At 26.1% G+C, this 19,017-nt stretch carries 7 protein-coding genes and 1 tRNA gene; 3 read left to right on the top strand and 5 right to left on the bottom strand.

Annotated elements, in window-relative coordinates; translation table 11 throughout:
- Window positions 1-799 precede the first annotated feature (799 nt).
- From gshB to ruvX, 3 genes are all read left to right on the top strand, one after another.
- Entirely contained in the window at window positions 800-1,777 is a 978-nt protein-coding gene (gene gshB / locus HACICURT3053_RS01080; RefSeq protein WP_157991916.1) for a glutathione synthase, read from the top strand.
- A gap of 62 nt (window positions 1,778-1,839) precedes the next feature.
- Window positions 1,840-2,406 carry a YqgE/AlgH family protein gene (locus HACICURT3053_RS01075; protein ID WP_157991915.1) on the top strand — a complete coding sequence of 189 codons (567 nt, stop codon included), beginning with the start codon at window positions 1,840-1,842 and terminating at the stop codon, window positions 2,404-2,406.
- Window positions 2,406-2,828, top strand: coding sequence for a Holliday junction resolvase RuvX (ruvX, locus tag HACICURT3053_RS01070; RefSeq protein ID WP_174233916.1), 423 nt, complete (start codon window positions 2,406-2,408; stop codon window positions 2,826-2,828). The genes HACICURT3053_RS01075 and ruvX overlap by 1 nt, the downstream gene beginning before the upstream one ends.
- Window positions 2,829-3,024: 196 nt before the next feature.
- Here the strand turns inward: ruvX and htpX are convergent, their stop codons facing one another.
- From htpX to mfd, 5 genes are all read right to left on the bottom strand, one after another.
- Window positions 3,025-3,912, bottom strand: a complete 888-nt coding sequence (htpX, locus tag HACICURT3053_RS01065; protein WP_157991914.1) for a protease HtpX — start codon at window positions 3,910-3,912, stop codon at window positions 3,025-3,027.
- 2,955 nt (window positions 3,913-6,867) lie between these two features.
- Window positions 6,868-7,506: a glutaredoxin 2 gene (gene grxB / locus HACICURT3053_RS01060; protein ID WP_157991913.1), complete on the bottom strand. Its 639-nt coding sequence runs from the start codon at window positions 7,504-7,506 to the stop codon at window positions 6,868-6,870.
- 1,013 nt (window positions 7,507-8,519) lie between these two features.
- A complete protein-coding gene (gene fldA, locus HACICURT3053_RS01055; RefSeq protein WP_157991912.1) occupies window positions 8,520-9,059 on the bottom strand; it encodes a flavodoxin FldA in 540 nt (179 codons plus the stop codon).
- Between the two features lie 3,955 nt (window positions 9,060-13,014).
- Window positions 13,015-13,102 (bottom strand) — tRNA-Ser (locus HACICURT3053_RS01050).
- Between the two features lie 2,285 nt (window positions 13,103-15,387).
- Entirely contained in the window at window positions 15,388-18,837 is a 3,450-nt protein-coding gene (mfd, locus tag HACICURT3053_RS01045; protein WP_157991911.1) for a transcription-repair coupling factor, read from the bottom strand.
- Window positions 18,838-19,017 lie beyond the last annotated feature (180 nt).

Genomic DNA, 19,017 nt, shown 5'->3' with positions numbered 1-19,017 from the left:
TAAATAATACATCTATTATAAATAGATATCCAAATTTCATAAAAAAGATTAGTAATTTTAGTAATCTTAAACAATATCATATTGATTATATAATTTATACAAAATATGATCTAATATCAATTTTGTCTAGGCTGTACTTATAACTCATCTATAGATTTACAACATAAATAAAATCACCTATCACCTTCTTATTAAAATATAGATTACAAAAATGAGCACTCTGTTCATTTCTGATTAAAAATCATTAAGATACTGAAATATAAATTTCCAACCATGAATATCAATAAAAAATAAACCAAATACTTAATTCAAGTTACCTGTAATTATCTAATACATACAACTAACTCTATAAAAATCTAATATCTATTAGAGCAAAAGAAATAAGATTGAACTCATTAAATAATTTCTGATTTTTCTAATAAAAAATAAATTGATATACATCATATAACTATTACACTAGAAATGATAATAGTAGAATATATAAGATACTTCTGTTATACGTATGTATAAATTTTATAAAAATTAAAAATCAAAAGAATTTATTTAAAACTAAACAAGATAAACCTACTTATACTAATTTAATCTTAAATGATCATAGCCTAATTCATAAAATTTAAAACGTTTTACTTTCTATAAAAGATATATATATATTATATACCTCAATACTTCACACTTTGTAAACAAATAGTAAGGTCTCAAAATAGATCTGAAAGAAAAAAAATTTTTGATAATAAAAAGAGAATAATCTAACTTGGATTCTCAAAAAATATTACAAATAACGCTAATAGTGGAGAGAAATATGTTCAAACTTGGATTAGTAATGGATCCAATCACTTCAATTAATTTTAATAAAGACTCCACCTTAGCAATGCTACAAGAAGCTCAAAAACGTTGTTATGAAATCTATTATATGGAGATCTCTGATTTGTATCTACATAACGATGAAGGACGAGCACGAACTCGCATACTAAAAATTAATAATAGTTATCCTTTTTTTACCTTTAGTCAAGAACAAGACATTCAACTATCAAAACTTAACGTTATATTAATGCGAAAAAATCCACCTTTAGATTCTGAATTTATCTATGCTACCTATATTCTTGAGCGCGCTGAAAAAAAAGGTACATTAATTATTAACAAACCACAAAGCTTGCGTGACTATAACGAAAAATTATTTACAACATGGTTTCCTGACTTGATCCCAGAAACATTAGTTACTCAAAATTCTGATCAAATACGAATTTTCTGGAAAAAACATCAAAATATTATACTTAAGCCTTTGGATAGAATGGGTGGTGCATCTGTTTTTTATATCAAACCAAAAGATCCTAACATTTCGGTAATTATTGAAACTATTACCAACTATAATACTCGCTATTGTATAGCACAAGCTTACTTACCAGCTATAAAAGATGGTGACAAACGTGTTATTATAGTAGATGGTAAATCTGTGCCATATTGCTTAGCTCGTATTCCCAAACCCGGTGAGACAAGAGGTAATCTTTCAGCTGGCGCCTATAGTGAAGTGCGTCACCTGTCTTCCAGTGACTATACGATCGTAGAGAAGATAATCCCAACTCTTAACAAAAATGGGTTGATTTTTGTTGGATTAGATATCATAGGTGATAAACTAACCGAAATTAATATTACAAGTCCAACTGGTATTCGTGAAATTGAAGCTGCATTTCCAATTTCTATTACCGATATGTTAATGAATTCTATCGAAAAAAAAATACTTAATGCTTCCTCTATAACGAAGTATATTCCTACAGAATAAAAACCCTTTACATCATGCTAACTCGATCATCTTAGCATGACTAAACTATAGAAAAATTTAGTATGAATTTACAAAATAATTTCTTAATTGCTATGCCAACGCTTCAAAACCCGTTTTTTAAACGGGCGGTAGTCTATATTTTTGAGCATAATTCTGATGGAGCTATGGGTCTTATTATTAACAAACCTATAGATAATTTTATGGTTGAAGATATGTTAAAAAAACTAAAAATTGAACCAGTTCAAGATGAAGATAATACAAAAAAATTAACTACACCAGTATTTGCAGGTGGACCATTAGCAGAAGATCGAGGTTTTATTTTGCATTCAGCACAAAAAACTTTTTCTTCTAGCATCCAAGTATCAGAAAATACGGTAATGACTACCTCTCGTGACGTGCTTGAGACATTAGGAACTTCTAAACAACCAGAACACATATTAGTAGCTCTCGGTTGTTGCGCTTGGGGAAAAGGCCCTCTCGAACAAGAATTAATGAATAATGCTTGGCTAACTACTATAGCCAATACGCACGTCCTCTTTAATACACCAATAGCAGATAGATGGCGTGAAGCAGCAAAAAATATTGGTGTGGATATTTATAATATTGTTAGTGAAGCGGGTCATGCCTAGTGAACAATAAAACATTATTATCATTCGATTTTGGAATGCGACGTATTGGAGTTGCTAGCGGACAAAACGTAACTAAAACAGCATGTCCATTAAACGTTCTGAATGCAAAAAATGGTAAACCAGATTGGAATGAAGTTGATATACTCTTCAAAGAGTGGCAACCAAATCATATAGTAATAGGGCTTCCGCTCAATATGGATGGCAGTGATCAGGTAATAACAATATGCACACGAAAATTTTCTCACTCCATACATCATCGTTACAATATACCAATTTCTTTGCATGATGAACGCTTAAGCACTAAAGAAGCGCGTTCAACATTATTTGAATGTGAAGGATATCAAGCTTTTCGTAAACGAAATATTGATTCTATAGCTGCAGTTATTATATTGGAAAGTTGGTTAGAAGAAAATTCTTTATAATATGAAGTAAGAAAAGAACATTCTTATACTTATAATTAGAAATATTATCTAAACTACTACTGTATTTATTTATAATATCATATCATCTTAAATGATAATTAATTATACTAATGCATTAATGAATATTAACTGAAACTTAGAAATCATATAATATTAATAACATATTTGAATAAAGTAATCGAATACGCTAAAAGTATTATCTAGTAAACAATCCTTTTCCAGTTCTTAGCGCCTCAATTCGCTTATCTAACGAAGGGTGTGACATAAATAATTCACTGATCCATTTAGATTTACCATGAATACAAAATGCCATTATGCTTCCAGCCTCTTCTGGTTCATGGCTAGTTTTTAGACGCTGTAATGCGGAAATCATCTTCTCACGTCCAGCTAAATGAGCAGCACCAGCATCAGCATGAAACTCTCTATAGCGAGAAAACCACATGGTAATCATGCTTGCAATACAACCAAATACTAATTCAAGAACCGTGGAAGCAATCAAATAGACTATAGGATGACCATGATTACTCTCATCTTCTTCGCGGTCACCAGGCATAAGACTTGTTACAATCTGTGCTAAAATTCGTGATATAAATATTACAAATGTATTTACCACACCCTGTATTAATGTCATCGTAATCATATCACCATTGGCTATATGACTAATTTCATGAGCTAATACCGCCTCTGCTTCATCACGAGTCATATTTTCTAATAAACCGGTAGAAACTGCTATTAATGAAGAATTGCGTCGTGCTCCAGTAGCAAATGCATTCATATCTAGAGCGTGATAGATCGCAACTTCTGGCATAGACACTCCTACTGATTTAGAATGCAAATTAACAGTTTTTAATAACCAACGTTCTGTATCATTACCTGCTTTTTTAATTATCTCACCATCAACTGAACGAAGAGAAATCCACTTTGACATCAAAAGTGAAATAAATGACCCACCAAAACCAAAGAGAGCCGCCATAATCAGCAAACCTGTCATACTACTTGATTGCACACCTGTTAAACTAAGAATCAAACCAAAAACAACCATAACCCCAAGATTAGTTAGAAGAAACAGAGCAATACGTATCATAATATTTTATTTTCCTTACTTATTCAATGTTTAACTACTTCTATCAAAATTTCTCTTGATTCAAGAAATTTAATTATATCAAAATCTAAAAAAAAATCATCTATCTTGAATCAAAAAATATAAATTAAAGAATAAACTCTAATTTATAACACATTTTTTCTAAAAAAATTAAATAAATTAATAAAAATAGCTATCTCCTTTATTTAAGTATTAATATCCATAATTGTGATAAACCAAATTCCAAGAGTAATTACTCTAGATCTAATGATACAATTAATAATGCATATTATATGATCGTTATATCATCTCAATATAATTATATAACTCTTTAACTCAATAGATTACATAAACATGTTGAATTAATAATTCTCTTATACTAAAGAGTTTATCTATCATATTTTCATAATTTCTTAAAGAGATAACAAATTAAATTAACAGATTAAAATATTTATAAAATTTCTTACTAAAGATTTTTTCTAAAATATGAAAATAAGATTTCTCTCATTAAGAGAAGACTCATATTTTACAATCATAATCTTAAAATATTTTTCTGATTACAAAAGGTATCTATATCTAATTATTAAAGATAATATTACCGCCTTCAATCAACTATGATAATTTGAAGTTTTTTAAAAAAACTACAGATTAGAAGAAAATTATTATTCATCTTGTTGATGATATAACACAACCAATTGTTTCATAACATACATTGAAAATAATTCAGTAAATCAATCACTAAAAAAATACTACATACGTTATTAAATATTTAATAATAAATTTTATTTTCTAATTAACATCAGAGATATTATTACATAATCATCATACAATTATAAAAAAACAATATTTTTAATATATTTTAATTAATTTTTATAACCATACTCAAATATATTTTATATTTAAACTTAATATTATTATTATAATTACCAAATCATATATAAATGTAAAATAAAAAATTTTTATTAAAAAGTAAAATATTTATAAAATAGAATACAAGATAATCATATTAATAAATTAAATGTATAAAAATAATAAATTAAATATAATAAGTTAAATATAGATATTAGACTTTTATAATAGTTAGTTGAAAGTCTAAGAGTAATACATCTAAATAAGTAAGATATTAAACACAATCTTTTTAACTGTGAAAATTCTTGTTAAAAAATATTTAAATTATATAATTAAAAACAAAAATCATATAAATTTTTATCCCTGCTCTATAAAAAACTAATGTAATTATGTTTACATTGTAGAAAATATGACTCAAATTATTCAAACTTGTTTCTACGACTACAATCCTTACCCAAAACAAGAAATTATATTATTCTTCTGTTCCTGTTATTCTTCTAGAATTAATGGAATTAACTTTATTAAGCGTATAAAAAATATAAATATTTTATCTCTTCTAGGTTTAGTCCACATTAGAGAAACTAATCGAAATTAGATTGTGTATTAACTATGATACTCATTAAAAATTTTTATCCAAATAAGATACAAAGATTGTAGAAACTTAGAGGAAATAATACTTTCTTCTTCATTAAAACTTATTCTCACAATTAATACAAATACATATAATAATACCATTATAAAATTATTATGATAATTATCATATATCATCAAAGTTAAAAAATATTATCCTTTTTGATATTGAATGCATAAAAAGATAAAAATACAGTTTACTCCATGTATACAAAAGAATTTTTTATCTAAATTACTTTTTATTGTAATATAAAAAAATCAAATGAAAATATAGATTAAAAAATGAAGATCTTAGCTTATCTAAACCACTATGATTGTAAGAAGATTTCCTAAACATTTCTTTAAAATCCAAGAACTTTCCAGTCTGGACTAATCTATCTTTTCCAAGAATTAGTTACTCTAATTAACTAAAATAGTTATAAAATAAACCCACTAATCATGTATTATAGTACAATAAATGTTGTTTAATTTTAATGTTAACACCATCTAGAAGATTTCTCTTTCTAATAATGAATTAAGATGACTTAGAAACACATAATAACTTACCAAAAGTCATCAAATTCTATCTAAACAGAATCGTTTCATAAAGTGAAAAACCTTAATCATAACTTAATTATAAATTTATACTAAAATAACATGGATATGTTAGTCATATATTATTACATATAATTTATAGCATCCAATCAAAAACTTTAACAAGTAAATCTATAAAAAATTATATACAATGAGCATTTTAAAATTATTTAAACCGAATCAAATGTAGTCATCATAACTGTAAAAACAAATTTCAAATGAATAAAAATATTCTAATACTCAATATAAATAAATCTAGTATAATACTACTCACTTAACGATAAATAAGATTGTGAATCAACTGATCTGTAATATAAAATATTTATAAAAAATAATAAAAGTATTCTACCATATATACACTATTTGGAATAATAATAAAAACCAAATAAAATTATTAGGCCTTACTAATTTTAGTATACTCCGTAAAATTAACAGTCATAACTCATAACAAAGCAATCTTAGTTTTAAGAAATTACTTTTAACTAAATAAAAAATACTATATTTAATTTTATATACATCAAAACTTATAGATCTAATTCTTTTAACCTATCTTAAATAGATATTCTACACTAATAAAGTAAACCCTATCTCTCATAGAAATCTACAAACTCCTTAAAACAGAATAATCAAACTAACTATATCTTCCCTCTACAAACATTTGATCTACCTATATTATGAGTAATCAATAAATATATTTTTATTTAAAATTTTTACTTACTAGAAATTATAATATAATTCTAAAATTTAAATAAGATTCTATATCTATAGCTAGCTCATTTGATATAAAATCAAATCGAATCCATTAGCAATGATCTATCAAAAAATCTATTAATGACATTAAAATACTTAAGGTAAGATATCATAACAATATATCAAAACTATTGATTAGTAACCTTTTTTAGTAGTTCAAGTGAAAAGGGGACTTATTTTTGTTTTTTTAGCCATGTACGAATAGTAATTCTCCACAGATGACGGATATTTAATTTCAGAAATTAAATGTAGTAAATGCAGCAATGGAAAAATCTGAAAATCATTAAAAGATAGCTCTCTGTTAATTGTATTCGGGTATATCATTAATGAATCTAGCTTACATAAATCCTCATTCAGATCTTTAATTAAAACTAGACGTTTGTTTTTTAGTTTAGAAAACTTACCATAAGTGGCCTCTTTTTTATTAACAAAATATTGACGCGCTTCTAAAGTAGAAAATTCATAGAACAATGGTATAGGTAAATAAGGCATAAGAAGTTTGTATACATAGCCATTCACAGTCTCAAACCAATTAGTTACTGATAATCTAGGCTGACCAATAATAGAAGATGTTTGATCCAAAGCATCAACATACATAATAATATCAAAACTCTCTGACATATAACTTCCATCTTGTTTCATTAAGATCGGTACCATTTTTTTTCCAATCATGTATTTTGGAGTATATTCATCATCATTCATTAAAACTATTAAATCCATAGGAATATTTTTTAAACCAAAAATCATACGAGCTCTAATGCAAAATGGGCAATGTTCATATATATATAACTTCAATATAATCTCCTCACTAAACCATGATAAAATATAGTTGTATGAACCTCTTATATAATTTTAGAAAATTGATGATCAATATTCTTGATAGACTAATAGCAAAGTAGAAAAACCGTAGATTATCTAACTAATAGGATTAATTTAGTTAAGAATGCTCTGAATAATAAATAATTCCATGATTATCTGATAATAACAATAAATTGATCAGAATTATAGATAAAATCTCTCTACATTTTGAGATATACTTAATATTTTCACTTCTATCTTATTACGAATTAATGTTAATATAAAATATTGACAATGTTGTATTACTCTATGTTTACTGTATACTTTTCTAAATTACACATTTAGGGTAAAAATAAAATCAACAAAAAAAGAAACTTTTATAAAAATTAAAAATACATATCAATAATGATATGATCATATATCACCTAAATATGAATTTATAAACTATCTCAAAATATAATAAGATGGTGTAAATATAAATCACCATACTCTCTGTACGCTATCACACAAAATGCATATACATTAAAATTAATATTAAATTATAAATATTGAGGATCATTTTTTTTGAATTTTAGATAAAATAATAAATTATATCGTCTAAATATATCAATTAAGATTTAATTAAATTATATGTTATATATCTATCTATTCAAAAGATAGCTATACCTATTATGATAATAGTGATATTCACTATGAACACTAATTATATTCTAAATTCTATCTAATTCCAAATTAGATTCTTACTATAGAAAATAAAAAATATAGATATTTAAAAAAATCAAATTAAATAATTTTATCTGACAATATTCAGACAATAATTAATCATGTTACTAAAACTTGCCATCAACGAAAAACCTTATAAAATTCTTATCCATTCTTCTTCATCAGAAGAATACACTAATAGTATCTCAATCATATATATCCACGTAAAAGATATATATTCTTAAATGCTAGAAAGATAAAAAAACATAAAGAGCTTTTGATTATGAACTAAAAAATTATTTTTCTAGTTACATAATAGTTTTTGCAATAATTTCTGGTAAATTTAGTTCAAAAGAAATTTGCTGCACCCATTGATCCACACGATCTTTTGTAAGATCTGGCTGCCTGTCCTCATCAACAACTAAACCAGCAAAATAATTATTATTAACTATCGCTTTAGATGCCTCAAACACATATCCATGACTAGGCCAATAACCTATCATTACCGCAGAATTTGAGATAACAATATTTCGTATTATTCCCATTGCATCACAAAAATATTCAGAATAATCTAATTGATCTCCACAACCAAATAAACCAACCACCTTTCCAGTAAAATCAATTTCAGATAACGTCGGAAAAAAATCATCCCAATCACACTGTGGTTCGCCATAATACCAAGTGGGAATTCCTAGTAATAAAATATTAAAATTCTCTACATCTTCTTTACTACTTTGTGCAATATCAAAAACTTGCGCAACTCCTTTACCAAGACGCTTCTGAATCATATTTGCAATATTTTCTGTATTCCCTGTATCGCTACCAAAAAAAATACCAATTATCGCCATAACGTTACTAACTCCTTAAAACTTAATTACATAATATCTACTGAATTCTATTTATTGTATTAAATATATCAAATAAAACATATAGTATAGATATACCATCCACTTATACATTGTCCAAGATAAATACATACTACATAATAGGAAATTAATTCCAGCATGTTAATTTCTATACTTATCTAGTTTCGATGCTAATACTATCATCTGTTCCCCGTGATTTCATATAAAAATTCCTAAAATTTTTGTTCATATTGTTCTGTATACAACAGGATAGGGTATCTTCGTTAAAATATTAATATATAGGATATACTTAGTTGATACTTCAAGCACAGGTAGAAAAACTAAATACTACCCCACTTATAATAGAGCACCATTAAATAAAATAACTATGATATATCAACCTTGTTGGTATAAAGTTATATCTTGTTCAATATAAGAAATTATTATCTGATCCAAATCAGAATCTTGGATTTCTGTAATTGTTATAAAAATTGATTTCCATAACTACCAAGATACTCAAAAAAATCTATTTCTACCTATTTAAGGCACTTTATCTTACATCTGACAAGAATTATTTATAAAAATAGATTTTATCTAGCGTATTTCATTTTTTATTCTTCTTCTATTATATCCTCTTTTTGTGTATAAACATATTAGGTGAAAAGAATTTCATACATACATACTTCATAAGTATTATATAATAATACTTTTACTTATTATTGATAAAAGCAATTGAACCAATTTAGTACACTCAATATATTTATAAAAATAAGCAACCTTAATCTCTTATTCTTAAATAATTAATTTTAATACCAACTAAAAATATAATAGTATAATCTAAACCCATATAATATAAATATATCTACTTCTCTATGATTATGATTACCAATCATGCTTGATCATTATATTTGATTAGATTATATTAATCTTAAATATTTAAGACAGTGTAATAACTGTAGATCTATATAATAATCAGTCCTACTATTATCTATGAGTAGACATATGTTATTTACTTGAACTTTATATAATCTTGTTATGATTAGTAAAATAATCTAAAAAAATAAATATTTTTTAAAAGGACTATATTAAATTATATTTAAATTGACTCAAATTTAATTAGATCTATAAAATAGATAAAAGATTCTTTATTATAAGTCCTAAAATTTAGGATAACATATTTATATTTTAGATATTAATAGATTAATTACATGAGGAAAAACATAACAACATGTTGATCTTCAAAAATATTTCCAAAATTATAAGAAAAATTAAATTCTAGCTAATTGTTGTATTCTTCTAGCGTAATCATGAAATTAAATAACTTAGCCTTAGGTTATAAAACAACTTAATATCGATTTAATAAAAATAGAAAAATTAATATATTAAGAAAATAATCAATATAATACGACTAATATAACACAATTAAAATTATCAGAAAAATCAAACTGTTACTAAAAACCCATTGACAAAATTATAATAAAAAATAACTGTTTAACTCCATTTAATGACATCTAGGGAATTATGACATCACCCTTAATAAATCTTCTCGAACTTGTTAATACAATCTTTTAAAATTACATCCTAATGTTATTAATCAAAGTTATCTTGATTTCATCAGGATAACGATCTTCTTTCTCTCGTAAAAAACACATTAAAAATATACTAGAGTTAATCTAATTTGTTAATGAGACTAAAACCACTCATATGCATAAACTCTTACTACAGAAAGATTTAGGTGATTAACAGTCTTATTACTACTACAGACTATAAACCAAACAAATTCTCCTGTAACATATGAACAATCAGAAAATTATACGGTTTATAAAATAATGATAACAACTAAAAATTATTACAGAGAATGAGACATAAGTAAGTTAGCTATTGTCTTATTCAGTTATTTTCACTTAGTTTACAACTAAATAACAGCTAATTGAAAAATAACGCTTGACGAACAATTAATAGATTCTATTTTACTAATGGATTCTCATAGAAATATATCTCACAGAATTAGTGCATATAATGAACTATTAATACAAAAAAATAACTTTTAATGTAAGTTACAAGCTACTATAGCATTAGAACTATAGCAATCCTTACACAACCTGTTAATATAATGTTTTAACAACAAACTTAAAAGATAAAAAATTCATCATCCATAAGCTTTAATAACACCATCATATACACTTATGAACCTACCCATTCACAGGATTCAAATATATAATCATTTCTACAGAATAGATCGAAGACAACACTAAGATCATAATAGTGTTAAAACCCATCTTGTTTTACATATAATTGATAAACTTTAAAATCTAAAAATGTAGTTAATATTAGACTAATCAATTGTCTTATAAAAAATTTTTAACTTTTCCACCAAGAGGGTTACTTCTAACGTTACTATTATACTAACTTAAATTTGCATATGAGTTAGTATAAAACTCAATGAACAAGCGATTCAGTTACAAAGTAAAATTTATATTTATAATCTATAATTATATAGATATAAAACTATATAACAATAACACTTAGCTTATTTTATTAATATTAACTAATAAAAGAAAAAATTCTATTTGGTCCAACATAAAACAGTATGTAACTGATAGATCTGCATAGACCTATTGAATCCTAATCTCAACTTTCCTCAAGACTTGATATAATCATTATTAAATTACAAGATCTTCTATTAATAAATAAATCGTAACCTCTACAAATAAATATAATAATATCAATGAAAATATTTATTATATGCAATAATCTTATACTATATTTTATAAAACTAACTGTTAGTAAATAACCTGCTACACATATTTTAAATCGTAAATCACTTCTTTAATTTCAATTTTTTATAGTTATAAAAAATAAAATATCTATAGATATTGACCATATCTAATGAACATATCTTTTTTTATTCAAACAAATCTTAATTAGGAATTAAATTATGTATCATTTCTCTAAACTTAGATATACTCGAAGATCTTTACTAATAAATAATAGTATTTAATATTAGATTAATAATAAAATTATCAAAACGCAATTCATCTTATCCATTTATATATGCACAATTAAGTAAATACTTGCATAATAAATAAAATTTATAGAACATTCTGATCACTAATTTATATGATAATATCATTCATATGATAAATAATTAAATTTCTTGTATTAACTTCCTAACTAAAGTATAAAATATTAAAATAAAATTTTTTACTTTTAAACACAAAAAATAAATAAATAAAAAAATGGAAAACAATAAAAACTAAACATATTAAACATTTAAAAATTAAGATAACTTATTTTTTAATCTATAAAAGTACTTCGGATTAACTTTTGATAAAATACTAAATACTTCTAGATAACGTAAACTATAACAATTATTTATATTATTAGATAATATCCAATGTAAAAATTATCGATTATAAAATCAATACAATCCATTATTCCATATAATATACTATTTCTTTAATTGTTCTATAAATTAAAATAATTCAGTAATTTTAATGAATAAATCTTACAATTTAAATCTTATTTATATTTAGAAGAAATAAATAGCTCCAACACTAAACAATCAGAAATCAAGTAAAAATCATATAGAAACACAACAACAATTTTTTAATCAGTTATTATTTAAAATAATATACTATAATTAAATATAGATAATGAGCATAGCATATAAAAATAACCCCCTTATAGTTTATGAATAAGATTCAACTCTTAGACACACAATTATAAAAGCGTAACACCTGGAATCGAAATCAAATACTCTAAAATATATACTAAATTATCTATACCATAAATTATAGAATCTATATTAAGACTCTAGACTCTAACTGAATCTGCATACCTCTTAATTAACTGAAATAATAAACGCCAATCAATAGAATATTGATCTGTATATCTTTAATCCCAATTAAAAAAACATCAATCTAACATATTGATATGTTATATATTTCTAATATCATGGTGGTGAGAGAGGGATTCGAACCCTCGATACGTTACCATATACGCGCTTTCCAAGCGCGCTCCTTAGACCACTCGGACACCTCACCTAGTATACAAAAAAGCCCTAACTACTTATGATTTCACCAATATATAACAATAAATAAAAAAATCAAGTGATATTATATTTTTACTCCTACTAATTTTATTAAAAAAATATTAAAATTTGAATAAAAATCTGTTCTAGAATAGAAATCAAGAAATATACTTAATGCTCCTTTTTTAAAAATTAATTTTAAAAATATAAAAACTTTATAAATCCATACAAATTTTATAGATAATATATATCTACTTCTAATGATTATAACGTAATGCCAAATATATAGATAATTATTATTCTTTCATCTTAATATGCGTATTGTATATTACACCCATAAATCTAATTTAATAGTATAGAATACTCTTAATTGTATCAGTTTAATAAATGCAAAATAAGATAAAACATCGTACTCTTTCTATAAAAAATAATGTAACTATTAATAACTTCAATATTCTTGCAAATTCATCTCTAAAACTGAATAAAAAAATCATACTGTCGTCTAGTCTAGACTAGATAGATATCTAACTTCCTATTTTCTATTGCATTCATCTACAGATGAAATAAATATAGCCTAACTTTTAAAAATTAAAATTATTTGAAATAACTGAAGTAATAAATATTGTCACAATTACAATAATATTGTACAAATATAATTGTTATTACTGCTTAATATTGATATGGAGAATTATAATTACCGATCTATTAGATAAAAAATTTAACTCTGAAGAAATTATGTATTATGCATTATGATTATTAGTTAAGTAATAACTATATAGATCTTATTTTGTATCTTACTAACATCCATGTTATAAATATTATTTCTTAATATATTTTTTTTCTTGTATTTTAATAAATAAAAAAATAAATAAATAAAAACAAATACTCTACTCTTAATACTAAAAAATTAAATAATTAATGCATAAAAATAAATATGGACTAATTATTCAAAATAAAAAAATATATTACACTCTTATTTTTTATTTGCTATAGTACAATACTAAATAATATATTAATCTTTTCCTTAATATATTAAATATCGTAATATATCATATTAATATCTTAATTATAAAATTGATAATAATATTAAATTCCTCTGATCATAACTATTAATTAATGTATAAGTTTTTTATATTTAAAATCTTCCCAATGTCATATATTATGTCCGAGACATATACAATACTGATTGTATAATCAGTAACCTACTTTAAATCATTTTTTAGAAAAAATATTATTTATTTTAATAGGATTTTACGAAACAAAAGATATATAAAATATATTTTTGTTATAAATTCATATCTATATTTTTAGAATTAAAAAAATTTAATATTTTTAATTCTAAAAATAAAAACTATACATCAACCTATTCTAATAATGAATAAGTAATATCAATAACAATATTAGAAATTATACTAAAAATAAATATTACTTTGATATTATATATCATATGTTAAATTTTATAATCGATAATCTTTTCTCTCATAAAAAAGTGATATTAAATAATGATAGATTTATTTTTATATTTTATATTAACACATGGAGAGATCTTAACTGAAAAAAATATTACAAAATCAACTTATCTTCCACTAATTAAGTTAATGAATATAAAATTAAAACAATATAAATATGTTATAAAAAAATAAGATATGCATATCTTTACCAAAAAAATTTGGTATTAAAAAATAAAATATAACATTAGAAAATATCCGGTTAATTGACATTCTGAAGAACAATATAACTACATGATTATATCTTCTAAAGAAGATATAATCATGGTATATACTATAACTCGATATCATATAACAGTTACTCTACTTAAAAATTTTACATAATATTAGAAATATTCTATATAAAGAATTACAACCTATAAAGTGTCAAAATACTAACAATTATAATACAATCACCTATATTTATATTAACTATAATAGTTCATTCAATCATAAAATAACCAAAAACACACAATAAAAAAATAAACTAATACAACTAAATTATCAACTAATATTTACTATTCTAATTTTTCATTAAATAAAATAAAATAAACAATCTAATTAACCTCTTAATTAAAAATTAATAAAAGGTAGGATAAAAAAGAAAATAAATCTTATAAAATTTAACTAATATAGTATATTCCAATCACATTGAAAACTATAAGTACAATGAAAACGTCAGAAAACAACATGTTTAAAACATGAAAATACCTTAAGCAAAAACATAAAAGTCTTTAATAATTCAAGATATTACCTCCAACTGATAATAAATATAAAACATATATAATATTCTGTATCATTATCAAATAAACTACATAGGCACTATGTTATCAAGCATCTGTTCAATTAATTTAGTAATCCACTGAATACGCACTATTCGTTCTGATAAATCACAAACAAACCTAATACGTGTGGATCCATCTAGAAACCAACAATTAGGCTCTTTCTTTAAAAGACTTAAAAACCAAGAAGAATCAATCTTATTATCTTCACTAAATTCAATAAACCCACCTGTTTCATGAGCTTCTATTTTCTTTAAACCAATTATTTGTGACGATAACCTCAAAGAGGCGGTGTCAAAAAGAGCATGAGCTGAATCTGGCATTAATCCAAAACGATGCATTAACTCTGCCTTAATAGAATCCAATTCACTATAGTTTTTTGCACTAGCAATTCTCTTATAAAATGCTAAACGAGTGTTTACGTCAGGAATAAAAGAATCCGGAAGAAAAACAGGGATTTTGAGATCAATATTAATCTGACTACGCGTAAGATCTTCTAATGAAGGTTCGTTACCAGCCCTTAAAGAATTAACAGCATGTTCTAATAATTCCATATATAATGAAAAACCAATACTATCTATTTGCCCACTCTGCCCTTCCCCAAGTAACTCACCAGCTCCACGAATTTCAAGATCATGGGTAGCTAAAGACAAACCAACACCTAAATCTTCTAAAGAAGAAATGGCTTCTAGACGCTTCTGTGCATTTATAGTCATTGCTTTAGGATGTGGTGTCAATAACCAAGCATAAGCCTGATGATGCGATCGACCAACACGCCCCCTTAATTGATGCAACTGAGCTAGTCCAAATCGATCAGCGCCTTCAATAATAATTGTATTTGCAGTAGGTATGTCGATACCAGTTTCAATAATCGTAGTACAAACCAATACATTAAACCTCTGATGGTAAAAATCATTCATAACCCGTTCTAGCTCACGCTCATTCATTTGGCCATGACCAAGAGCAATGCGCGCTGTTGGAACTAACTCAGAAAGTTTTTTTGTTACTTTCTCAATATTTTCAACATCATTATAAAGATAATAAACCTGTCCACCACGGAGTATTTCACGTAAAATGGCTTCTCCAATAATTTTCTGATCATATTGATGAACGAAAGTTTTCACTGCTAAACGACGAGCTGGTGGAGTAGAAATAATTGATAAATCACGCATACCATGTACTGCCATATTTAATGTACGTGGAATAGGCGTAGCCGTTAAAGTAAGGATATCAACATCTGTGCGCATTACTTTAATGCGTTCTTTATGGCGGACTCCAAAACGATGTTCTTCATCTACAACAAGAAGACCAAGATCGTGCCATTTAATCTTGTTTTGCAAAAGCTGATGAGTGCCAATTAATATATCTACTTTCCCCTCTTTCGTCTCCTTTAATACCTGCTCCCGTTCTCTTTCGGTACGAAACCGAGAAAGCATCTTAATGCATACCGGCCAATTAGCAAATCGATCTCGAAAGTTATCATAATGTTGCTGAGCAAGAAGAGTGGTTGGCACTAAAACTGCTACCTGTTTATGATTAAAGACTGCTAAAAAAGCAGCACGCATAGCCACTTCTGTTTTTCCAAAACCAACATCACCGCATATTAAACGATCCATTGTTAATGGCTGACACATATCACTGAGTACTGCATTAATTGCCTTTTTTTGATCAGAAGTAACTTTAAATGGAAAACTTTCACAAAATAACTGATATTGTTTTTTATCATGTTTAAAAGCAAAACCATTTTTTGCTGCACGCTGAGCATAAATATCCAACAACTCAGCAGCAGCATCACGCACTTTTTTAGAAACTTTTTTCCTAGCTCGTAACCATGCAGAACCACCTAACCTATGTAACGGAGCATTTTCATAAGAACTACCAGTATAGCGGCTAATAAGATGTAGTGATGGCATAGGAATGTATAATTTCGCATTTTCAGCATATGCTAACATTAGATAATCTGCTTGAACACCACCCGTCTCTAAAGTAGAAAGGCCGAGGTATCGCCCAACACCATGTTCTATGTGCACTACTGGTTGACCTGGAGACAAATCCGAAAAATTCGGTATTAAAATATCAGCATGCATTGTCTTACGACGATCTTGGCCAGAATAGCTAACAAAATCATCTAGTAAATCATTTTCACAGATTAATGCGCGCTTTCGTCGGTGATCAATACAACCTTGCTCACTAGAACCAATTAATAAATAACACCCAGAATCTTTCGCTTGAGATAATTGATAAATAATATCTGCTTGAATATTAATGCGTGCGAGTAACTCCTGTAAAACTTCTCTACGACCTTCGTTTTCTACTGAAAAAATTACCGCACCACTAAAAGATTCAAGAAATCTTCGTAAACCATCTAAGGGCTGTTGAGCCTTAGGTCTAACCGATAAGTCTGGTAATGATGAGTATTCTAAATTAGTATGAGTTTTATCCTCTTCTAAACACTGCTGTTGGAGTTCTATACGCGGCCACTCCTGTAATGCAGACATAAGCTCACTACTACATAACCATAAATATTTAGGATCTAATAAAGGACGCATTACGTCAACTCGACGATTGTCATATCTCCTATTAATATCAAACCAGAAATCATCACTACTTTTCTTTAGTTCACCAGATATAACCAAGAGCGCATTAGACGGTAAATAACTAAAAAATCTAGGTAAAGGCTCTTCAAAAAATAATGGCTGCCAATACTCAATCCCAGCAGGTAGAGCTCCTTTTTTAACTTGCTGATAAACATGCTCAGGCTCCAATCGAACATCAAAATGTTTGCGCCACTGTTTCAAAAAAAGATCAATTACATCTTTGTTAGTTGGAAATTCGTGCGCAGGTAGGAGATTGAGTTCAGTAATTTCTTTCTTTGTTCGTTGACTATCACTATCTAAAAAATATATATCATGAATCTGATCATCTAAAAAAACAATACGATATACTTGATCCTTTCCCATAGGAAATATATCTAAAAACCTATCATAGTTAGAAAAATCACCATGCTCCACAATATGATGTACACTACGATAACCGGCCTTTTTAAGATGCAAACGTAACTGTGTACGAGAAATTTTAACACCTTTCTTTAAGCAAACAGCTAAAGAAGATAAGAAGTTATATGGACATACGCGCTGCATTAAGGTATGTACTGATAAAATCAGAATACCACTTTTTAGCATTGGCAGCTGATAAAGAGTAGAAAGTCTAGCAGATATAGTTGCCTGATCTGGAGAAAATCGATCAAATGGTAATGTTTCCCAATCTGGAAAACGATTCACTGGTTGATGAGTAAACTGTCTTAGTTCCTCCTGAAGACATCGAGCATTTTTTATGTCCTGGGTGATTAATATCACAAGACCGTGATGACGCTCAGCTATTTCGGCGCATTCAATAGCATAGGCAGAACCGGTTAATTGTCCCAGCTTCCGTTGGTCACCTTTTCTAAAAGGTAGGTCATAGCAGTAAAGTTCTGGCATAATCAATTAAAAGTTTCATGAAAATAGAATAGATAAATATATATGACACAGTCACATATCTTTGATCATATCAAAGATAGTTACGTGAGAACCATGGTAGTGTAAATCAATAAATTACGCTTGGAATTGATTATTTTATTCAATCATTGTCATCATTTTGAATATAAACTCTCGAAAAGA

Source organism: Candidatus Erwinia haradaeae (assembly GCF_900698855.1).
Taxonomy (GTDB): Bacteria; Pseudomonadota; Gammaproteobacteria; order Enterobacterales; family Enterobacteriaceae; genus Erwinia_E; species Erwinia_E haradaeae_F.
Note: the sequence above shows the minus strand (reverse complement) of the source record. Positions and strands in the feature narration are given on the sequence as shown.